General features: G+C 66.1%; 20 protein-coding genes and 1 riboswitch. Of the genes, 6 read left to right on the top strand and 14 right to left on the bottom strand.

The features are described 5' to 3' along the window. The first annotated feature begins 14 nt into the window (after positions 1 to 14). On the top strand, positions 15 to 842 hold the full coding sequence (gene rsmA / locus AB3X99_RS00505; protein WP_368615886.1) for a 16S rRNA (adenine(1518)-N(6)/adenine(1519)-N(6))-dimethyltransferase RsmA: 828 nt from the start codon (positions 15 to 17) through the stop codon (positions 840 to 842). Positions 843 to 890: 48 nt separating this feature from the next. Here rsmA and panE read toward each other — a convergent pair whose 3' ends face one another. Further along, positions 891 to 1,841, bottom strand: a complete 951-nt coding sequence (gene panE, locus AB3X99_RS00510) for a 2-dehydropantoate 2-reductase (RefSeq protein WP_368615887.1) — start codon at positions 1,839 to 1,841, stop codon at positions 891 to 893. A 184-nt stretch (positions 1,842 to 2,025) separates the two neighbouring features. Here panE and gloA point away from each other — a divergent pair, with 184 nt between their 5' ends. Beyond that, positions 2,026 to 2,412: a lactoylglutathione lyase gene (gene gloA, locus AB3X99_RS00515; RefSeq protein ID WP_342948422.1), complete on the top strand. Its 387-nt coding sequence runs from the start codon at positions 2,026 to 2,028 to the stop codon at positions 2,410 to 2,412. Positions 2,413 to 2,520: 108 nt separating this feature from the next. Here gloA and AB3X99_RS00520 read toward each other — a convergent pair whose 3' ends face one another. The 12 genes from AB3X99_RS00520 to AB3X99_RS00575 form a co-directional block, all read right to left on the bottom strand. After that, positions 2,521 to 3,420, bottom strand: a complete 900-nt coding sequence (locus AB3X99_RS00520; RefSeq protein ID WP_368615888.1) for a M48 family metallopeptidase — start codon at positions 3,418 to 3,420, stop codon at positions 2,521 to 2,523. A 169-nt stretch (positions 3,421 to 3,589) separates the two neighbouring features. Then, positions 3,590 to 4,351: a 1-acyl-sn-glycerol-3-phosphate acyltransferase gene (locus tag AB3X99_RS00525; protein ID WP_069262889.1), complete on the bottom strand. Its 762-nt coding sequence runs from the start codon at positions 4,349 to 4,351 to the stop codon at positions 3,590 to 3,592. Between the two features lie 41 nt (positions 4,352 to 4,392). After that, entirely contained in the window at positions 4,393 to 4,956 is a 564-nt protein-coding gene (gene gmhB, locus AB3X99_RS00530) for a D-glycero-beta-D-manno-heptose 1,7-bisphosphate 7-phosphatase (RefSeq protein WP_368615889.1), read from the bottom strand. 59 nt (positions 4,957 to 5,015) lie between these two features. Then, entirely contained in the window at positions 5,016 to 7,115 is a 2,100-nt protein-coding gene (gene glyS, locus AB3X99_RS00535) for a glycine--tRNA ligase subunit beta (protein ID WP_368615890.1), read from the bottom strand. Between the two features lie 16 nt (positions 7,116 to 7,131). Further along, complete coding sequence (glyQ, locus tag AB3X99_RS00540; RefSeq protein ID WP_083245137.1) at positions 7,132 to 8,139, bottom strand: glycine--tRNA ligase subunit alpha; 1,008 nt, start codon at positions 8,137 to 8,139, stop codon at positions 7,132 to 7,134. A 248-nt stretch (positions 8,140 to 8,387) separates the two neighbouring features. Next, positions 8,388 to 10,079 carry an apolipoprotein N-acyltransferase gene (gene lnt / locus AB3X99_RS00545; protein ID WP_368615891.1) on the bottom strand — a complete coding sequence of 564 codons (1,692 nt, stop codon included), beginning with the start codon at positions 10,077 to 10,079 and terminating at the stop codon, positions 8,388 to 8,390. Positions 10,080 to 10,275: 196 nt separating this feature from the next. Then, entirely contained in the window at positions 10,276 to 11,169 is an 894-nt protein-coding gene (locus AB3X99_RS00550) for an HlyC/CorC family transporter (RefSeq protein WP_368615892.1), read from the bottom strand. A gap of 191 nt (positions 11,170 to 11,360) precedes the next feature. After that, positions 11,361 to 12,050: a gamma-glutamylcyclotransferase gene (locus tag AB3X99_RS00555; protein ID WP_342948426.1), complete on the bottom strand. Its 690-nt coding sequence runs from the start codon at positions 12,048 to 12,050 to the stop codon at positions 11,361 to 11,363. 9 nt (positions 12,051 to 12,059) lie between these two features. Further along, positions 12,060 to 12,521: an rRNA maturation RNase YbeY gene (gene ybeY, locus AB3X99_RS00560; protein WP_368615893.1), complete on the bottom strand. Its 462-nt coding sequence runs from the start codon at positions 12,519 to 12,521 to the stop codon at positions 12,060 to 12,062. Positions 12,522 to 12,556: 35 nt separating this feature from the next. Continuing rightward, on the bottom strand, positions 12,557 to 13,690 hold the full coding sequence (locus AB3X99_RS00565; protein ID WP_368615894.1) for a PhoH family protein: 1,134 nt from the start codon (positions 13,688 to 13,690) through the stop codon (positions 12,557 to 12,559). Positions 13,691 to 13,735: 45 nt separating this feature from the next. Then, complete coding sequence (gene miaB, locus AB3X99_RS00570) at positions 13,736 to 15,109, bottom strand: tRNA (N6-isopentenyl adenosine(37)-C2)-methylthiotransferase MiaB (RefSeq protein WP_342948429.1); 1,374 nt, start codon at positions 15,107 to 15,109, stop codon at positions 13,736 to 13,738. 291 nt (positions 15,110 to 15,400) lie between these two features. Next, positions 15,401 to 16,384, bottom strand: a complete 984-nt coding sequence (locus AB3X99_RS00575) for a LysR family transcriptional regulator (RefSeq protein ID WP_368615895.1) — start codon at positions 16,382 to 16,384, stop codon at positions 15,401 to 15,403. 113 nt (positions 16,385 to 16,497) lie between these two features. On the opposite strand from AB3X99_RS00575, the gene AB3X99_RS00580 reads away from it, so the two are divergent. The 4 genes from AB3X99_RS00580 to ribB all read left to right on the top strand — a co-directional run bounded on the left by AB3X99_RS00580 (position 16,498) and on the right by ribB (position 20,193). Beyond that, positions 16,498 to 16,902, top strand: coding sequence for a VOC family protein (locus tag AB3X99_RS00580; RefSeq protein WP_342948431.1), 405 nt, complete (start codon positions 16,498 to 16,500; stop codon positions 16,900 to 16,902). Positions 16,903 to 16,959: 57 nt separating this feature from the next. Further along, positions 16,960 to 18,147 carry an MFS transporter gene (locus tag AB3X99_RS00585; protein WP_368615896.1) on the top strand — a complete coding sequence of 396 codons (1,188 nt, stop codon included), beginning with the start codon at positions 16,960 to 16,962 and terminating at the stop codon, positions 18,145 to 18,147. 200 nt (positions 18,148 to 18,347) lie between these two features. Continuing rightward, entirely contained in the window at positions 18,348 to 19,013 is a 666-nt protein-coding gene (locus AB3X99_RS00590; protein ID WP_069262878.1) for a helix-turn-helix domain-containing protein, read from the top strand. Between the two features lie 113 nt (positions 19,014 to 19,126). Then, positions 19,127 to 19,300: riboswitch (FMN riboswitch) on the top strand. Positions 19,301 to 19,464: 164 nt separating this feature from the next. After that, entirely contained in the window at positions 19,465 to 20,193 is a 729-nt protein-coding gene (ribB, locus tag AB3X99_RS00595) for a 3,4-dihydroxy-2-butanone-4-phosphate synthase (RefSeq protein WP_368615897.1), read from the top strand. Positions 20,194 to 20,204: 11 nt separating this feature from the next. Here ribB and AB3X99_RS00600 read toward each other — a convergent pair whose 3' ends face one another. Then, positions 20,205 to 20,891, bottom strand: coding sequence for an HAD family phosphatase (locus AB3X99_RS00600; RefSeq protein ID WP_069262876.1), 687 nt, complete (start codon positions 20,889 to 20,891; stop codon positions 20,205 to 20,207). Between the last annotated feature and the right edge of the window lie 49 nt (positions 20,892 to 20,940).

Here is a 20,940-nt window from a genome sequence, read left to right on the forward strand (position 1 = left end):
TGATTCCAGAGAAGATGTCCAACAGCAGCAGACAGCACCAGGGCCACTTCGCGCGCAAGCGCTTCGGCCAGAACTTCCTCGTCGATACGGGCGTGATCGATTCGATCGTCGACGTCATCCGCCCGCAGCGCGGTGAGCGCATGGTCGAAATCGGGCCGGGTCTCGGCGCGCTCACCGAGCCGCTCGTCGAACGGCTCGCCACGCCCGAATCGCCGCTGCACGCGGTCGAGCTGGACCGCGACCTGATCGCGCGCCTCACGAAGAAGTTCGGCCCGCGGCTCGAACTCCACGCGGGCGACGCGCTCGCGTTCGACTTCGGCTCGCTCGCGGCGCCGGGCGAGAAGCCCTCGCTGCGCATTGTCGGCAACCTGCCGTACAACATTTCGAGCCCGCTGCTGTTTCACCTCACCACGTTCGCCGAGCGCGTGATCGACCAGCACTTCATGCTGCAGAACGAAGTCGTCGAGCGCATGGTGGCGGAGCCGGGCAGCAAGGCGTTCGGCCGTCTCACGGTGATGCTCCAGTATCGCTATGTGATCGACAAGCTGATCGACGTGCCGCCCGAATCGTTCCAGCCGCCGCCCAAGGTGGATTCGGCGATCGTGCGCATGATTCCCTACGCGCCGCACGAACTGCCGAAGGTCAACGACGCCGTGCTCGGCGAACTCGTGACGGCCGCCTTCTCGCAGCGCCGCAAGATGCTGCGCAATACGCTCGGCGATTACCGCGAGCGCCTCGACTTCGACGCGCTGGGCTTCGATCTGGCGCGCCGCGCCGAGGAAGTGCCTGTCGAGGAGTATGTGAGCCTCGCGCAGGCGCTGGAAGCAGCTGGCGGCGCGTGATATGCGCGTGGCGCGCCGCCGCCTTGCCGGTGCACCAAGCGTCGTCGCTCAGGCAGCCTCGGCGCGCTGCGCCTCGTAGGCCTTGAGCTGGCTGTAGACGACGCGCAGCACCGAAAGCTCGGCCGACGCGTGCTGCGCCGCGCCGCCGCGCTGGATGAGGTCGCCGAGCACGTGATCGGCCTCGATGCGCGAACCGTTCTGCACGTCGCGCAACATCGAGGCGGTGAGCGACGATCCCTTGGCGAACAGCATCGCGCGCGAGCGCTCGAGGAAGCTGTCGCGCACGGCATGGCCGTGTGCGGCTGCGATCGCGCGGCATTCGGCGAAGAGTCGCTCGATGATCGTGGCGCCGTCGGGCGTGGCGAGAATCACGCCAATGGGCGCGCGGAAAAGGCACGTGCTGCCCGCGAGCGACGCGAGGAACACCCACTTCTCCCACATCTCCTGAAGAATGTGATCGCTCGCCTTCACGTGAAAGCCGGCATTGCCGAACTGATCCGCCACGGCTTGCACGCGCGCCGAGACGCCGCTGCCGAGTTCGCCGAACGTGATGGCCTGCACGTCGTTCAGATGGACGATCTCGCGCTTGTCGTTGAGCGTGGACGCAATCAGGCAGACACCGCCCAGCACCGCCTGCGTACCGAAGCGCGCCTGCAGGACTTCGAGATGATGCATGCCGTTGAGCAGCGGCAGGATCAACGTGTTGGGACCGACGGCTGCGGCGAACGAATCGATGGCATTGTCGAGGTCGTAGGCCTTGCAGCTCAGCAGGACGAGATCGAACGGCTGGCCGCCTTGTGATTCGAGCGCTTCGCGCGTGACGGTCTTGACCTCGCGCAGCGTGAGATCGCCCGCCGGACTGCGGATGACGAGGCCCGCTTCGCGCAGTTGCGAGGCGCGCGCCTCGCGTACCAGAAACGTCACGTCACGTCCCGCAGCGGCGAGCCTGCCGCCGAAATAGCCGCCCGTCGCACCCGCACCGACTACCAGAATTCGCATGTCTACTCCTCGGTTCTCACGTTCATTGCTCGCACGCTGTGCTTGCGCCTGGCTGGGGAAATTGCCGCGGCAATTTCGCGATGGCGTCCATGCTAGAGCAAATCGGCGTATCTTGCCGGCGCCGGCAGGGCTGGCCCGTTTTTGGTACAGTCCGTTTTTTGACGACGGCAAAACGGAGTACACCATGCGCCTGCTGCACACGATGATCCGGGTCGGCGACCTCGATCGCTCGATCAAGTTCTATACCGAACTGCTCGGCATGAAACTGCTGCGCCGCGAAGACTACCCCGATGGCAAGTTCACGCTGGCCTTCGTCGGGTACACGGACGAGCGCGACGGCACTGTGATCGAGTTGACCCACAACTGGGATACGGCTTCGTACGATCCTGGAACGGGCTTCGGCCATCTGGCGGTCGAGGTGGAGGATGCCTACGCCGCCTGCGCGAAGATCAAGGAACAGGGCGGGACGGTGGTGCGCGAAGCCGGCCCGATGAAGCACGGGAGCACGGTGATCGCGTTCGTGACCGATCCGGACGGATACAAGATCGAGTTCATTCAGCGCAAGAAGTAAGGGCGTTGGTAGTACAGGCTGGCAATCCAGCCTGTTTCTTCGGTGAATTGCTTCGAACTGCGAATGAATTGAAATTCAACTTCAATTCGCGAACTTACAACGGGGATATCACATCCCCGGCACCATCTCCGGCGGATGCTGCTTAAGCTGCTTCCTCGCCTCGCGAAACTCCGGAAAAATCGACTCGACCGTCTGCCAGAACCTTGGACTATGATTCATCTCGCGCAAATGCGCGAGCTCATGCGCCACCACATAGTCCACGACGGAGAGCGGAAAATGAATCAGCCGCCAGTTCAGGCGAATTCTCCCTTCGCTTGAACAGCTGCCCCATCGCGTCGCTGCCGAAGAAAGCGCGTAAGACCGGAACGAGACGCCGAGCTTCTCGGCATACACCTCGAGCCGCTCGCCGAAAATCCGCGTCGCTTCGCCCTGAAGCCACCCCGTCACGCGGTCCTTGATCTGCTGCGCGTCGGCATGCGGCGGCAGCGGCAACGCAAGCACGCGCGTCTCCTGATCGAACGCGAGCAAGGAAGCCCCCAGCTTCACCGTAATCGGCTTGCCAAGATAAGGCAGCTCGGCCCCATCGCTCCATTCCACGCGCGGCAAGGCGCGCTGCTCCGTGCGCGTCTGCCATTCGGCGAGCTTGGCGAAGATCCACCGCTGCTTCTCGGCGATAGCGGTCTCGATATCGGCGATCGCGACCCACCTGGGCGCCGTGATGCTGAGCCCGGTGCCGTCGATCACGAACCCGATCGATTTGCGCGACGAGCGCTTGAGCCGGTAATGCAGCGTACGCGCGCCAAGCGCGAGAGAACGCAGCCGCGTGCCATCGGGTGCAAGCGGCGCCTTGCCGGGCTTTTCAGGCGAGGGCGGAGTCCCGCGCTGCGGTGTGAGGGAGGGAGAGGATGCATCGGGCGCCACGACAGGCGCCGGTTCAGCAAAGAGCGGCAAGTCGAGTTGCCGGTTGTCGAGTGCCGCGGGTGGGCGCGGCGCGGGGGACTTCTGCATCGTCAGGCCTGGTGCGGATGGGCGTGCGCGGCGTGGACGTGTGCCGTTCGCGGGGCGTTTGCGCGGAGCTTCTGGCGCAGTGTTGCGCGGCGCGCCCAGCCGTGCAGCGAGCAGCGCCCACATCCGCGCCACCACGCTTCGCGCGGCGTGAGCGAGCCCGCTCTGTGCCTCAAATCCGTGCCGCCTTCGCCGCTGCGCCATCCGTTCCGCGATAAGCCTCAGGATCGATCCGCCGCATTTCCGTTTCGATCCACGTTTGCACGCGCGTGTTCACTTCGTCGGGCGTGAGTCCGGTCGTCTCGATCGGCTTGCCGATCGACACCGTGACTATACCCGGATATTTGATGAACGAGTTTCGGGGCCAGACGTGGCCCGCGTTGTGCGCGATCGGCACCACGGGCGCGCCCGTTTCGATGGCGAAGCGCGGGCCGCCGGTCTTGTACTTGCCTGTCTTGCCCACCGGGATGCGCGTGCCTTCGGGGAACATGATCACCCAAGCGCCTTCGGCCATGCGCTGCTTGCCCTGGCGGATCACCGAGGTGAATGCGTTCTTGCCTTCCTTGCGGTTGATGTGAACCATCTTCAGCATGCCCAGCGCCCAGCCGAAGAACGGCACGAACAGCAGCTCGCGCTTGAACACGTAGCACATGGGCCGCGGCATGAGCGCGGGGAACGCCAGCGTCTCCCATGCGGACTGGTGCTTCGAAAGCAGCACAGCCGGCCCGTCGGGCAGGTTCTCCATGCCCTCGATGCGGTAGCGAATGCCACAGAGGTGGCGCGCAACGAACAGCGTGGAGCGGCACCAGCCCACGGCCATCCAGTAGCGCCGCGTCGCGTTCAAGAATGGGAACGCGATAAAGCACGCCGTGGCGTACGGCATCGTGTAGACGATGAAATAGATGAACAGCAGCAGGGAGCGGAGAAAGCGCATCGGTCGAGCCGGTTTAATGTTCGCGTGAACCGCCTGCGCCTTCACGCAGGGGCGTTCGCGAGAAAGTCGAGCGCGAAAGCGCGCAGGTCGTCGTGGATCAGCGTGCCTTCGGGCAGGCCGCCGGCGGCGAGCGTTTTCTCGCCCTTGCCCGAACGCACGAGGTGCGTGCGAAAGCCGAGCGCCGCGCCTGCCTGCAGATCGCGCAGCGAGTCGCCAACCACCGGGGTACCGGCCGGATCGATCTCGAAGCGTTCCGCAATCATCTTGAGCAGGCCCGGTTGCGGCTTGCGGCACTCGCAGTGGTCCTGCGCCGTGTGCGGGCAGAAGAACACGGCGTCGATGCGGCCGCCCACGGCTGCCGCCTGGCGGTGCATCTTCGCGTGCATGGCGTTGAGCGCGGCCATGTCGAACAGTCCGCGCCCGATGCCCGACTGGTTCGACGCCACCGCGACGCGATAGCCCGCCTGGTTCAGGCGTGCGATCGCTTCGAGGCTGCCGGGTATCGCGACCCATTCGTCCGGCGACTTGATGAACGCGTCGGAGTCGACGTTGATCACGCCGTCGCGGTCGAGGATCACGAGTTTTCTGGTGGTGCTGGTCGGCATGGCGTTTCGCTCAGTTCCCCTGTTTCCGCTTGTTTCCGCTTCTTTGCGCTTCTTTGCGCTTATGCAGCGAGTCGCGAGATGTCCGCGACGCTGTTCATCTGGCGATGCAGCGCCTTGAGCAGCGCGAGACGGTTCGCACGCAGCGCCGGGTCTTCGGCGTTGACCATCACGTCGTTGAAGAACGTGTCCACGGTTTCGCGCAGCGCCGCGAGCGCGGTGAGCGCGCCCGTGTACTCGCGTGCGGCGAGTTGCGTTTCCACGCGCGGCGCGACCTGTTCGAGCTGCGCGAACAGCGCCTTCTCGGCGGATTCGACGAAAAGGGCGATCTGCACGCCGGCGTCTTGCGCACCCTCGGACTTCTTGAGGATGTTCGAGATGCGCTTGTTGGCCGCCGCGAGCGAGGCTGCTTCCGCGAGCGCTGCGAATTCGCGCACTGCGTCCAGACGCGAGACGATGTCGTCGAAGCGCGTGGGGTTCAGTGCGAGTACCGCGTCCACTTCGGTGGCCGCGAAGCCGCGTTCGCGCAGCATGCCGCGCAGGCGGTCCATGCAGAACTCGTAGATGGCCTGGGTCGACTCCGTCACGGCCTCGATGCCGGCAAATTGCGCGGAGGTAGCGCGCAGCAGCTCGACGAGGTCGAGCGGCAGCTGCTTCTCGACGAGAATACGCAGCACGCCCAGCGCGTGACGGCGCAGCGCGAACGGATCCTTTTCGCCCGTGGGCGCGAGGCCGATGCCCCAGATGCCGACGAGCGTTTCCAGCTTGTCCGCGAGCGCGACGATCGTGCCCGTCGTGGTGGCGGGCAGGGCGTCGCCGGAGAAGCGCGGCTGGTAGTGCTCGGAGCACGCAATTGCCACGTCTTCGGGCTCGCCGTCGTGGCGCGCGTAGTAGGTGCCCATGGTGCCTTGCAGCTCGGGGAATTCGCCCACCATGTCGGTCAGCAGGTCGGCCTTCGCGAGGCGCGCGCCGCGTTCCGCGAGCGCGATATCGGCGCTGCACATCAGGGCGATCCGGCCGGCGAGCGCTTCGAGGCGCTCCACGCGTTGCAGCTGCGAGCCGAGCTTGTTGTGATACACCACGTTCGCGAGCAGCGGCACACGGTCGGCCAGCGGCTTCTTCTTGTCCTGCTCGAAGAAGAACTTCGCGTCGGCCAGACGCGGGCGCACCACGCGCTCGTTGCCCTCGACGATCTCGTCGGGCGCTTGTGTCGCGATGTTCGAGACGATCAGGAAGCGCGAGCGCAGCCGGCCCTGGTCGTCGGTGAGCGCGAAGTACTTCTGGTTCGTCTGCATCGTGAGGATCAGGCATTCCTGCGGCACTTGCAGGAATTCGTCCTCGAACTTGCATGCGTACACGACCGGCCATTCGACGAGCGAATTCACTTCGTCGAGCAGCGACTCGGGCATGACGACCCTGTCGCTGCCGGCCTGTTCGATCAGTTGCGCGCGGATCGACTCGCGGCGGTCGGCGTAGCTCGCGATCACGAAGCCCTTGTGCTGGAGCGTGTGCGCGTACTCGTCGGCGTGCTGGATGGCGATCAGGCCTTCGCAGAGGAAGCGGTGGCCGCGCGTGGTGTCGTCGGCGTCGACGCCGAATGCCGTGACCGGCACGATCTGGTCGCCGTGCAGCACCGTGAGGCGATGTACCGGGCGCACGAACTGCACGTTGCTGCCGTCCGGGCGCTGGTAGGTCATGACCTTCGGGATCGGCAGCTTGCCGAGCGCTTCGTCGAGCACGGCCTGAAGCCCGTCGGCGAGCATGGCGCCCGGCGCCGAGTAGCGCAGGAAGAACGCTTCGTTCTTGCCGTCGCTCGCGCGTTCGAGGTCGCTCACGGGGAAATCGGGGAAGCCGAGCGCCGCGAGCTTCTTCGCGAGCGGCGCAGTGGGCTGGCCGTTGGCGTCGAGCGCGACCGAAACGGGCAGCACTTTTTCGCGCACCTGCTTTTCGGGCGCGACGCTGCGCACGTTCCTGATCGTGACGGCGAGGCGGCGCGGCGTCGCGTAACGTTCGAACGAGAGATCGCCTTCGATCAGGTCGCGCGCGGCGAGGCGCTGCGCGATGCCTTCGGCGAACGCGTCGCCCAGGCGCGCGAGGGCCTTCGGCGGCAGTTCCTCGGTCAGCAGTTCGACGAGGAGAGTGGCGTGATGAGCTTGCGTCATTGTTCTTGAGATCCGGTCATGCCTCGTCGAACTTGCGTTCGACCTTCAGCGGCGGCGCCCAGGCGGGCATCGCGGCGTCCTGTTCGTCGGTGGTCAGGCCTGGCACGCCGTGCACGGGGTTGCCGAGCATCGGGAAGCCGAGCTTCTCGCGCGACTCGTAGTACGACTGCGCCACGCTGCGCGAAAGCGCGCGAATGCGGCCGATGTAGGCTGCGCGCTCCGTCACGGAGATCGCGCCGCGCGCGTCGAGCAGGTTGAACGTGTGGCCGGCCTTGAGCACGAGTTCGTACGCGGGCAGCGCGAGCTGCAGATCGATCATGCGCTTCGCTTCGCTTTCGTACGCGTTGAAGAACGTGAACAGCAGGTCGACGTTCGCGTGCTCGAAGTTGTAGGTCGATTGCTCGACTTCGTTCTGGTGGTAGACGTCGCCATACGTGAGGCGGCGCATTTCCGGGCCGTTCGGGCCCGGCTCTTCCCACTCGGTCCAGACGAGGTCGTAGACGTTCTCGACCTTCTGCAGATACATCGCGAGACGCTCGAGACCGTAGGTGATTTCGCCGAGCACCGGCTTGCAGTCGATGCCGCCCACCTGCTGGAAGTAGGTGAACTGCGTGACTTCCATGCCGTTGAGCCACACTTCCCAGCCGAGGCCCCAGGCGCCGAGCGTGGGATTCTCCCAGTCGTCTTCGACGAAGCGCACGTCGTTCTGCTTCAGGTCGAAGCCGAGCGCCTCGAGCGAGCCGAGGTACAGGTCGAGAATGTTCTCCGGCGCGGGCTTGAGCACCACCTGGTACTGGTAGTAGTGCTGCAGACGGTTCGGGTTCTCGCCGTAGCGGCCGTCCTTCGGGCGGCGCGAGGGCTGCACATAGGCCGCGCGCCACGGCTCGGGGCCGATTGCGCGCAGGAAGGTGTGGACGTGCGAGGTGCCGGCGCCGACTTCCATGTCGATCGGCTGGAGCAGTGCGCAGCCCTGCTTGTCCCAGTAAGACTGGAGCGTCAGGATGATTTGCTGAAACGTGAGCATGTGTGCCTGCAGTGTCTTTCGGGCTTTCGGGGGCGGAATGCGGCGGCCGGAGCCAGGCGAGCGCGCCGGCGGGGCGGCGATGCTCCGCTTTGCCCCTTCCCCTTGCGTGGCCCGGGCCGGGAGGCGGCCAGGTGCTAAAACGTTGAATTTTACCGGATTGCCGGAGCCTTGAGACCTGGACGGGGTTCGGGCGGCCGGCAGCGGAGTGGTTGCGTCTTCAGCGCGAGGTTTCGTGTGCTTTGCGCGGCTTATTTTCCGTTGGTCGGCTTGCGTTCCTTCGCGTCCTTGAAAGCCGGTCCGAACGCAAAGCCGAGCGCCAGCAGCAGCAACGAAATGGCGATCACCGTGTTGTTGCCGCTCGTCACGTAAGGCGTGAAGCCGCTCGTGCCTTCAACCTTCACGTCGAGCGAACCGACCGTGAACGTCGGCAGGCGTGCGATCACGCGGCCTTTTGCGTCGATGGCGGCGGTGGCGCCCGTGTTGGTCGCGCGCAGCATCGGGCGGCCGGTTTCGAGCGAACGCATGCGCGCGATCTGCAGGTGCTGGTCGAGCGCGATGGTGTCGCCGAACCACGCCAGGTTCGTCGAATTGATCAGGATGCCCGGCGAGGTCGGGCTCTCGCGCACGGTGCGCGCGATCTCCTCGCCGAAGATGTCCTCGTAGCAGATGTTCACGGCCACGAGCTCACCGTGCACATGGAAGGGCGGCTGCACGGGCGCCCCGCGCGCGAAGTCGCCGAGCGGGATGTTCATGAGATTGACGAACCAGCGGAAGCCCCAGGGCACGAATTCGCCGAAGGGCACGAGGTGATGTTTGTCGTAGCGATAGAGGCCGTTCTGTCCCGGCGTGATGCCCAAGAGGCTGTTGGTGTAGTCGATCACGCGCCCGTCGGACGTGATCGTGCCGCCCACGGCGCCGAACAGGATGGCCGTGTTGGTGCCGTCGGCGAAGGCGCGAACATCGCGGCCGAACTTCTGGGGAATTTCCTGCACGAGCACCGGCACCGCGGTTTCGGGCGTGACGACGAGATCGGCGGCCTTTTCGGTAATCAACTTCTGGAATTCGTTGAGGGCGTCGATCGTGCCCTGCTCGGAGAACTTCATGTCCTGCTTGACGTTGCCTTGCAGCAGCCGCACGTTGAGCGGCGTGCCGGAGGGTTGCGTCCACGAAACGAGCGAGAGCAGCAGGCCGGCGGCGATCACGGCGAGTGCAAGCAGCGCCGGCGTCGCCACCGCGCCGCGCCGGGGCGACGTGCCGCCTTGGCCTTTTACGTCGCTCGCACGCAAAACCGCCTGAGCGATGAGCGCCGCGACGAGCGCGAGCACCCAGCCCACGCCAAACACGCCCACGATCGGCGCAAAACCGGCAAGCGGACCGTCCACTTGCGCGTAGCCGCTCGAAAGCCAGGGAAAACCGGTGAACACATAGCCGCGCGCCCATTCGCCGAGCGCCCACGCACTCGCGAATGCAAAGGCGCCGTGCCAGGTGGGCGAGAACGGCAACTCGCCGCTGCGGCCGTTCTTCGCATGCCCCGCGCAAAACGACCAGACGAGCGAGGCGAGCGCCGGATACAGACCGAGGTAAAGCGAGAACAGCACGAGCGCGGCGCCCGCGAGCACCGCGGGCATGCCGCCGTAGAAGTGCATGCTCACGTAGAGCCACCACACGCCGCTCACGAAGTTGCCGAAGCCGAACGCCCAGCCCGTGAAGAGCGCGCTCTTCCAGCCGGTGGTGCGCGTGAGCCAGAAGTAGAACAGCGCAAAGATCGCAATGGCGAGCCAGCCGCCGTGCGGCGTGGGCGCGAACGACAGCGTGTTGAGCGCGCCCAGCGCGGCGGCGGCGAGATAGTGCCAGAAGGGCAGCGCGCGGCGCGCGGCGCCGTTGGTGGTTTCGCTCGCGCGCGTCTCGGTGTGCGTGCGGGTATCGATCGGTTCGGCCATGCGGTGCGTGGAATGCGATGGAAAGCGCGCTGAAAAGCGCGAGCGCGGATTGCGCGACGAGCGCAACGATAGCACTTTCGTGCGACGGTACCGGGATGGCCCCCAGGGGACGGATCGGAGCGTAGGCGCGGCTGAAGCAAAAACGCCAGCCGCAAGGCTGGCGTCGTCTAAGCGTAGGCCGCGCGCTCGCGCTTGCTCAGGTGCCCGGCGGCTGCAGCGCGGCTTCGCGCTGTCCTGCCATCGGGTCGCGCCGCACCAGCAGCATGTGAACCTGACGTGCGTCGGCGCGCAGCACCTCGAAGATCAGGTCGTCGATGCGCACCTTCTCCCCGCGATGCGGCACGTGCCCGAAGTGATTCGTGACGAAGCCGCCGATCGTATCGACTTCTTCATCCGGGTAATGGGTGCCGAACGCCTCGTTGAACTGCCCGATTTCGGTGAGCGCGCGCACGCGGAACCGCCCGTCGGGCGAGGCGATGATGTTGCCGCTTTCCTCGTCGAAGTCGTACTCGTCCTCGATGTCGCCCACGATCTGCTCCAGCACGTCCTCGATCGTGATGAGACCGGCCACGCCGCCGTATTCGTCCACGACGATGGCGATGTGATTGCGGTTCTGGCGAAAGTCGTGCAGCAGCACGTTCAGGCGCTTGGACTCGGGGATGAACACGGCCGGGCGCAGCATGCCGCGCACGTCGAATTCCTCTTCGGCGTAATAGCGCAGCAGGTCTTTGGCGAGCAGCACGCCGATCACGTTGTCGCGGTTGCCGTCGTACACGGGGTAGCGCGAGTGCGCTTTCTCCAGCACGTACGGAATGAATTCGTCAGGACTGTCGGCGATGTTGATCGCGTCCATCTGGGCGCGCGGGATCATGATGTCGCGCGCGCAAAGCTCGGACACCTGGAACACGCCTTCGATCATCGAAAGCGAATCGGCGTCGATCAGGTTGCGCGCGTGCGCGTCCTGGAGGATTTCGAGAAGCTCGCTGCGAGAGTCGGGCTCGGGCGAGATGAAGTCGGTCAGCCGCTCGAGGAGCGAGCGCTTTTCCTGCGGTTTGCCGGTCTGGCGTCGACTGGGATAAGAGTCGTTCATGGTGGTGCGCCCTTTGCCGCTGGGGGCAGGGCGCGCTGTTGCGGAGGGTTAAGGATACAACATGCCTGTGGCGCGACCGTGTAATGCCACACATTGGACACACACCGGCAGATCCATCCTAACGCAGATGCGGCGTGGCCGCCCGGTGGACGAAAAAGCGGCGCGCCGTGACGTCACCCGTGACGCCGACCTCAAGCGCAGCGCGCGAGCAGCCGCTCCAGGGCGCGGTCGCGCATGCCGCTCTCGCGCAGCGCATCGACGGTGCGGCGCACGTAGTCGAGTGTTGTGCCATAGCGCCCCGACGCGCAGCCGAACACGGTGCGCACCGTGGCTTCGGAAAGCTTGCCGGTGTAAGTCGCCACATCACGGCGCATGACGAAGGCGAGCGCGTCGACGCGGCGGCCGTCTGCGAGCACACAGGGCAGCCAGGCGGGGCGGTACGAGCCCATCGGCATCTCGCGGCGCCAGAGCGCTTCGAGGTGCGGCATCACGCCCTCGGCGGCGAGGCGGAACGCGACGCCCGCGCACGAGCCGCCGCGGTCGAGCGCGAGGACGAGGCCGGGCTGCTCGGGCGTGCCGCGGTTCACGCGCGACCACAGGTACAGCCCGCGATGGTAGCCGTGCACGCGCGAACGCACGTTCTCGACGGTGGGCAGCCCTGGGTTCCAGATCAGCGAGCCATAGCCGAACAGCCAGATGTCGCTCGCGCCGTCCCAGCCTTGCGCCTTTAGCGTGCAGTCGAGCGAGGCGCTCAACTCGTCTTCGCTCAGGAGCCGTGACTCGCCGAGCGCCGGCGGGTAGCCGGGGCAGGGCACGCTCGCATCGCCCGCCTCGGGCAGTGCTGAGGGTTCGGCGAAATCGGGCGTGCGTTTGTCGTTCATGGCGGGGGCTTACTTGTACGGATCAGGAAAGCCTAGCGAGTTGAGCACCTCGGTCTCGATGCCTTCCATCTCTTCGGCTTCGGTCTCGTCTTCGTGATCGTAACCCTGCGCGTGCAGCGCGCCATGCACGAGCAGATGCGCGTAGTGCGCGGCGAGCGGCTTGCCCTGCTCGGCGGCTTCCTTTTCCACCACGGGGCAGCACAGGATCAGATCGCCCGTGACCGGGTCGTCCTCGCTCTCCGCGTACGCGAAGGTGAGCACGTTGGTCGCGTAGTCCTTGCCGCGATAGGTGCGGTTCAGCGTGCGGCCTTCCTCGGCGTCGACGAAGCGCACGGCCAGTTCCGCGTCCGCGAAGAGCGCGGCCTTGAGCCACGCCGCCACGGTGGCGCGCGGCAGCGCGGCCTTGTGCTCGGGGAACGCCTTCGCGGCGGGGAACTGCACGATCAGTTTGAGTTTTGGTGCGCGGGGCATGGGGCTCGAGCTATGAAGCGACGCAGGCGGCGGCGTTAGCGCGCGTCGCCAACGCCTTCGTCCTTTTTCGAATGCGCGTCATACGCCTCGACGATACGCGCGACGAGCGGATGGCGCACGACGTCCGCACTCGTGAAGTGCGTGACGGCGATGCCGCGCACGTCCTTGAGCACATGCTGCGCTTCGATCAGGCCGCTCTTGTGGCCGCGCGGCAAGTCGATCTGCGTGGTGTCGCCGGTCACGACCGCCTTCGAGCCGAAGCCGATACGCGTGAGGAACATCTTCATCTGCTCGGGCGTGGTGTTCTGCGCCTCGTCGAGAATGATGAACGCGTGATTGAGCGTGCGCCCGCGCATGTAGGCGAGCGGCGCGATTTCGATCATCTGGCGCTCGAACATCTTCGCGGTCTTGTCGAAGCCGAGCAGATCGTAAAGCGCGTCGTAGAGCGGACGCAGATACGGATCGACCTTCTGCGACAGATCGCCGGGCAGGAAGCCGAGACGCTCGCCCGCCTCCACGGCCGGACGCGTGAGCACGATGCGCTTGACCTGGTCGCGCTCGAGCGCGTCCACGGCGCAGGCCACGGCGAGATAGGTCTTGCCGGTGCCCGCGGGCCCGATGCCGAACGTCACGTCGTGCGAGATGATCTGCTTCAGATACTCGCGCTGCGCAGGCGTGCGGCCGCGCAGGTCGGCACGGCGCGTGTAGAGCTTCGGGCCCAGTTCCTCGACGTCGACGCCTTCGCTCGCGGGCTCGTCGAACGGATGATCGGGGTCGCCGCGAAAACGCGGGTCGATCTCGGAAGCGTCGTTGCCGCCGCTATTGCCGCCATTCACATTGCCGCGCATGCCGCCGCTGCCGTTGCCACGCGGATCGTTCGCCGAGTTGCTGCCGAAGTTCGCAGGGTGCCGGGCTTCGACGAGCGCGAGCTGAATGTCGTCGACGGAGAGCGGATCGCGCGCCTGGTTGTAGAAGTTTTCGAGCGCCGCGAGCGCCAGCTTGGCGCCACGCCCGCGAATCGTGATGCGATGGCCGCGCCGCGCGAGCGTCACATCGAGCGCTTGCTCGATCTGCCGCAGGTTTTCGTCGAGCGGGCCGCAGAGGTTGGCGAGCCGCGCGTTGTCGTCGCGCGGCGCGGTGAATTCCAGATGCTGCTGATTGGGCTTCAAGGTGTCTCTGAACTCCTGAATTCCTGGCTGGGTGCGCCGAGCCGATTAGTGCGCGAGCGTCGAAGCGTCTTCGTGCGCGAGCACGAGTTCGCCGCGCAGCGAGTGGGGGTAGGCGTGGTTGATCTTCACGTCGATCATCTGGCCGATCAGGCGCGCGTGCGAAGCGAGCGGCGCCGGGAAGTTCACCACACGGTTGTTCTGCGTGCGGCCCGAGAGTTCGCTCGGGTCCTTGCGCGAAGGGCCTTCCACGAGAATGCGTTCGACATTGCCGACCATCGACTGGCTGATGCGCGCCACGTTCTCTTCGATCGTGGCCTGCAGGTGCTGCAGGCGCTTGAGCTTCACCTCGCGCGGCGTGTCGTCTTCGAGATTCGCGGCGGGCGTGCCCGGGCGCGGGCTGTAGATGAACGAGAAGCTCGTGTCGTAGCTCATCTCCTCGACGAGCGCCATCATCTTCTGGAAGTCCTCTTCGGTCTCGCCGGGGAAGCCGACGATGAAGTCCGTGGAGAGCGACAGGTCCGGGCGGATCGCGCGCAGCTTGCGGATGATCGACTTGTACTCGAGCACGGTGTAGCCGCGCTTCATCGCCATGAGCACGCGGTCCGAGCCGTGCTGAACCGGCAGATGCAGGTGGCTCACGAGCTTGGGCACCTTCGCGTAGGTGTCGATCAGGCGCTGCGTGAATTCCTTCGGGTGCGAAGTCGTGTAGCGGATGCGCTCGATGCCGGGGATTTCGGCGACGTATTCGATGAGCGTCGCGAAGTCGGCGACGTCGTGCGCGCCATTCGTGAGCGCGCCACGATAGGCGTTGACGTTCTGGCCGAGCAGCGTGACTTCACGCACGCCCTGGTCGGCGAGGCCCGCGATTTCGGTGAGCACGTCGTCGAGCGGGCGCGAGACTTCCTCGCCGCGCGTGTAGGGCACGACGCAGTAGCTGCAGTATTTCGAGCAGCCTTCCATGATCGAGACGAACGCGCTCGGGCCTTCTACGCGCGCGGGCGGCAGATGGTCGAACTTCTCGATTTCGGGGAAGCTGATGTCCACCTGCGCGCGGCCCGAGGCGCGGCGCGCGTCGATCATCTGCGGCAGGCGGTGCAGCGTTTGCGGGCCGAACACGAGGTCCACATACGGCGCGCGCGCGACGATCGCCGCGCCTTCCTGGCTCGCCACACAGCCGCCTACGCCGATCAGCAGGTTCGGGTTCGCTTCCTTGAGCTCGCGCACGCGGCCCAGGTCGGAGAAGACCTTCTCCTGCGCCTTTTCGCGCACCGAGCAGGTATTGAAGAGGATGACGTCCGCATCTTCGGGGGTGTCGGTCTTCACGAGACCTTCGGCGGCGCCGAGTACGTCGACCATCTTGTCGGAGTCGTACTCGTTCATCTGGCAGCCAAAGGTCTTTACATAAACTTTCTTGGTCATCGGGTTTCGCCGTTCGCAGTGGTTGACCTGGGGGCGTCGTCCGCTTGATGCACGCGCGTGATGCACGGTCTGCACGTCAGGACTACGGTGTTTTATGAGGGCCGAATCGGGATGCGAGGAGACCGGCTATGAGGCCGGCGTTGGCATCCTGCTTCTGGCAATGCGTTGGGGACGATCCGCGTTGCTTTTCACTTCTTTTTCGCTTTTTTGCCGGCACCGCCGCATTGGCCAATATTTGCAATATGGGTCAACGCGTATGCGGCTGCGGATCGCTTTCTGCGCAATCCAACATTATATCCGTTTGCGTCTGCGGCTTTGCGTCGCTTCGGCCGGATCCGTGCAGGGGACGAGCGCCTCCAGTTCGCCCGAAGTCTGCGCGAAACGCTCGGTGAGGAAATCGAGCAGCGCCCGCACGCGTGGCGCGAGAAAGCGGTTGCGGTGATAGAGCGCGTGCAGCGGCGCGTCGGGGTAGCGCCACTCGGACATCACGGTCTTGAGCCGCCCGGCGCGCAGATCGTCCGCGACGTCCCAGATCGACTTCACCGCGAGGCCGTAGCCGCACAGCGCCCACTGGCGCGCCACTTCGCCATCCGTCGATTCGAGCGCGGCGCCGAGCGGCACCGTATAGGTCTGCGTTTCCGTCTGCGATCCGCTGCCGCGCGTGAAGCGCCATTCGTTCACCGGCCCCGCCGCCGAGCCGATCACGATGCAGTCGAAACGGGCCAGATCGTTCGGCTCCCGCGGTTCGCCGCAACGCGCGAGGTACTCGGGCGAGGCGCACAGCACACGGCGGTTCGGCGCGAGCCAGCGCGCCACGAGCGAGCTGTCCTGCGGCGTGCCGAAGCGGATCGCGAGATCGATATCTTCGAGCACGAGATTCGAGAGCGAGTCGGTCAGCATCAGCGCGAAACGCACGTCGGGATAAAGAGCGTGGAACTCGTCGAGCCAGGTCATCAGCAGATTGCGGCCAAAATCCGAGGTCGCCGATATGCGCACTTTGCCGCGCACCGCGTTCTGGCCCTCCTGCAAGGCCGCTTTGGCGTCGTCGAGCGAGCGCAGCGCATGCTCGCTGCAGGTGAGATAGAGGCGGCCTTCGTCGGTGAGGCGCAGCTGGCGGGTGGTGCGGTCGAACAGACGCGCACGCAACTCCGCTTCGAGCCGCGCGAGCCGGGCACTGGCCGCCGCGGGTGTGAGGCCGAGCTTGCGGCCCGCCGCGGAAAGGCTGCCGAGGCGTGCCGCCTCCACGAACAAGCGCACGTCGCCGAGGTTGTCCATCGCGATTATTAGAAATGAATTGAAAATGATTCAAATGCTACGCCAATTATCAAATTCGAGTGTAGCCGCGACAATGCGCGTGTTTTCAGGACAACGGCCTCGGCTCGCACGCCATGCACCTCGATCACGTCACCCTCGTCACGCCCGACCTCGAAGGCACATGCCGCTTCTTTCGCGACATCGTCGGCCTCGAAGACGGCACCCGTCCGCCGTTTCGCGTGGGCGGCCACTGGCTCTACGCGAACGGCCGCCCGGTCATCCATCTGGTCGAGGCGACCGAGCCGGCCCGGTTGCCAGGCGGATCGTCTGCGCTCGTGGCGCCGCGCATCGACCACGTGGCGTTTCGCGTGGCCCCCGGTGTTGAATGGCGCGCACTCGTCGAACGGCTGGCCGCGCGCCGCGTGCCGTACCAGCTGGCGGAGGTGCCCGCGAGCGAGGAAGTGCAGTTGTTCGTTGCGCTTGCGCCCGGTGTCGTCGTCGAGTTCGTGACGTCGCTGGCGGCTGGCGCGGCGGCTTGATGGCCACTCGACGCCACTGAAGCCCATTTGAATCCAGGCTGATTTTCGGAGATTTCGATGCCTATCCCCTTGCTCGCACTGGCCATCAGCGCCTTTGCCATCGGCACCACCGAGTTCCTCATCATGGGCCTGTTGCCCGATGTGGCGCGCGATCTGCACGTGACGATTCCCGCCGCGGGTCTGCTCGTGACCGGCTATGCGCTCGGCGTGGCGGCCGGCGCGCCGCTGCTCGCCGCGCTGACGAGCCGCATGCCGCGCAAGCTCGCGCTGCAACTGCTGATGGGCGTGTTCATCGTCGGCAACGTGATGTGCGCGGTCGCGTCGAACTATTCGCTCTTGATGGTCGCGCGCGTCGTCGCGTCGTTCGCGCACGGCTCGTTCTTCGGCATCGGCGCCGTGGTGGCCGCCTCGCTCGTGCCGCAGGAAAAGCGCGCGAGCGCCATTGCGCTGATGTTCACGGGGCTCACGCTCGCCACCGTGCTGGGCGTGCCGTTCGGCACCGCCATTGGCCAGCAGTTCGGCTGGCGCGTGGCGTTCTGGATCGTGAGCGGCTTCGGTGTGATTTCGCTCGCCGGCGTGACGGCTCTGCTGCCCAACCATCACGACAGCGGCCCGGCCGGGCTCGGCCACGAAGTGCGCGTGCTGCGCGACCCGCGGGTGTGGCTCGCCCTCGGCATGACGGTGCTCGGCTTTGGCGGCGTGTTCGTCGTGTTCACGTATATCGCGCCGATCCTCGAACAGGTGGGCGGTTTCTCGCCGCGCGGCGTGACGCTGATGCTCGTGCTGTTCGGCGTGGGCCTCACGCTTGGCAACACACTGGGCGGCAAGCTTGCGGACCGCGCGCTGATGCCTTCGCTCATGGGCATTCTCGTGGTGCTCGCCGTGGTCATGGCCATCTTCACGAAGACGAGCCACGCCATGTGGCCGGCCGCGATCACCGTCTTCGTGTGGGGCATCGCCGCGTTCGCGACCGTGCCGCCGTTGCAGATGCGCGTGGTCGCGAAGGCCGCGGCGGCGCCGAATCTCGCCTCGACGCTGAACATCGGCGCGTTCAACGTGGGTAACGCGATGGGCGCGTGGATGGGCGGGCTCGCCATTGCACACGGCGTGGCGCTCGATTCGCTGCCGTGGGTGGCTGCGGCCGTCTCGGTGGCGGCGCTCGTGCTCACATGGGCGGCGGCGCGGCTCGATACGCGTGCCGTAACGCTGCGCGACGCGCACGTGGCGGCGCGGCAGAATACGTGAGCGCCTGACGAGGGCAAGGCGCAGCCGTGCAGATGGCAATGCGCCTTATGCGCAGGGCGCGAAAGCAATCCACGATTTGCGCTCTGCAATGCTGATAACAGTGTGAAGATAACTTCGTTGGGCGCGGCAAATCGCGATGCTAGTCTTGCCTCCATTCATGCTCTTGCGCCGCAATGACGCGGCGCTGCCTGGAGGCAGCCATGCATTCACCCCTCGCGCTCGTACGCGATGCACAACCCGATATTGCGCACACCGAAGGATCTTACGAGACGCTTGAACATCTCGTGGGCGTCAACCTCGCCCGGCTGCGCGCCGAACGCCAGCTTTCGCTCGATGCGCTCGCACGCGCCTCCGGTGTCTCGCGCGCGATGCTCGCTCAAGTCGAGTCGGCGCGCAGCGTGCCTTCGATCAAGGTGCTGTGCAAGGTGGCGGCGGCGCTCAAGGTCTCGGTTTCGGCGTTCCTGCGGCGGCATGCCGTGAACGGTTTCGAGCATTTGCCCGCCGAGCGGGCATCGCGCCTCGTTTCCGCCGACGGCCGTTATTCGGCGCGCGCGCTCTATCCGGAAGGCGAGCCCGCCGCCGCCGAATTCCACGAACTGCGCATCGCGCCGCTGCATACCGAGTCCGGCGTGCGCCGCCCGCCCGGCACGACGGTGAACCTCGTGGTGAGCGAGGGCACGCTCGAAGTGAGCGTGCACGATCGGCGCCAGCTGCTCGCCACCGGCGACGCGATCGTCTTCGACGCCGACCAGCCGCACAGCCTGCGCAACCCGGGCGACACCGAGGCGCGCGTGTTTCGCGTGACGCTCAACGCCGAGACGCCGCCGCGCTGGGACGTGCCGGCCGGGACGGCGCAGCCGGCATGAGCCGCGTCGCGCCTTCGAGAACATCGTCTAGTCGCAAGTTTTCGCGCTGCACAGTTGCGCAGCCTGTTGTATCCTTTGCCCGCCGGTCAAGTCAGGTAACAAGCCGGTAATCAGTGCGTCTTCAGGGCGGGGTGAAATTCCCCACCGGCGGTATGCCGGCCGCGCCGCAAGGCAAGGTCGACGAGCCCGCGAGCGCCTGCGCGAGCTTCAGTGTGTCGTGCGCAGGGTCAGCAGATCTGGTGCGAAGCCAGAGCCGACGGTCATAGTCCGGATGAAAGAAGATGTGCAGATGGTCATGTTTGCCCATCCGCCGCGGCGTTTCGGCCGGTGCGTGTGCGTCTCCGTTTTCGAGGCGCGCCACGTCACTGCCGAATCACGCGTGCCGGGGATTCCTGCCTGTTTGCAATGCCCTGAAACGTTTTTCGCCTAACTCTCGCGAGGAGCGTTTCACATGTCCCTTACTGCCAGTACCCCTCTCGCTTCATCCCAGGGCGCGCCGCTCGACGCCGCCGCCGATCTCCCGTTCATCGATTCCGAGCCGGTGCCGCCGCGCATTGCCGCCGCGTTGCAAGCCATGCGCGAAGGCCGCCCGGTCGTGCTGCAGGACGACCACGACCGCGAGGATGAGGCCGACCTGATCGTCGCCGCCGAACGCCTCACGCCCGAAACGATGGCGCTCTTCATCCGCGAATGCAGCGGCATCGTCTGCCTGTGTCTCTCCGACGAAAAAGTGCGCGCGCTCGAACTGCCGCCGATGGTGGCCCACAACGAGAGCCGCAACCGCACCGCGTTCACGGTCTCGATCGAAGCGCGTGACGGGGTGAGCACCGGCGTGTCGGCCTCCGACCGCGTGACGACGATCCGCGCCGCGATCGCCCCGGACGCCAAGCCTGCCGATATCGTGCGCCCCGGCCACGTGTTCCCGCTGCGCGCGCAGCGGGGCGGCGTGCTGGCGCGCCGCGGCCATACTGAAGGTACCGTCGATCTGGCGGTGCTCGCGGGCCTCGCGCCCGCTGGCGTGCTGTGCGAGCTGATGAACCCGGATGGCACGATGGCGCGCGGCAAGCAGGTCGACGACTTCGCCAGGCTGCACAATCTGCCGGTGCTTTCGATTGCCGAGCTGGTGGCGTTTCGCGAGTCGCTCGCCGTGGCGCGCGAGCGCTGCGCCGAGCCGGCCTGAGGCGCGCAGTCTTACGACTGCACGTCGCCGAATTCGCCGCGCACGCCGGCCTCGACGAGCGCCGGCAGTTCTTCCATGTGGGCCATGATGCGCGTGATGCCCATCTCGCGCAGCACGTCGGCGTAGCCCGAAGGAATGTGGCTCGCGCCCACGAACGCAATCGTCTTCATGCCTGCCGCGCGCGCGGCGTTCAAACCCGAAATGCTGTCTTCGACGACGATGCAGCGCGCCGGCTCCACGCCGAGCTGCTTCGCCGCATGCAGGTACACGTCCGGATAAGGCTTGGGCCGCGCAACTTGCTCGGCGCTGAAGATGCGCTCGCCGAAGATCGTGTCGAGGCCGGCGCGCCGCACCGAAGCGTGCACGCGCGTGAGCCGGCTGTTCGAGACGACGGCGGCAGGCAGCGTCACCCGGCGCAAGGCGTCGCGCACGCCGTTGATCGGGCTCACCGATTCGGCAATGGCGGCTTCGCAACGATGTTCGATGGTCTCGAGAAAGTCCTCGGGCATCGTGAGGTCGAAGCGCGCGGCGACGTCGGCGAGAAAGCGCGAGGTCTGCTGGCCGAACGCCGCATTCACGGCGGCGTGAAAATCGATGCCGGGAAAGGTGCTGCTGAGCGTATCGAACAGAACGCGGTCGGCGATGACTTCGCTGTCGACGAGCACGCCGTCACAGTCGCAGATGAGATGGTCGATCATGCGTGAAACGAGAGGCCGGGCAGCGCGCGGCCAGCGGTCGGCGGCCGTG

The sequence above is a fragment of the Paraburkholderia sp. BR10882 genome, from assembly GCF_040948855.1.
In the GTDB taxonomy this organism is placed as follows: domain Bacteria; phylum Pseudomonadota; class Gammaproteobacteria; order Burkholderiales; family Burkholderiaceae; genus Paraburkholderia; species Paraburkholderia nodosa_A.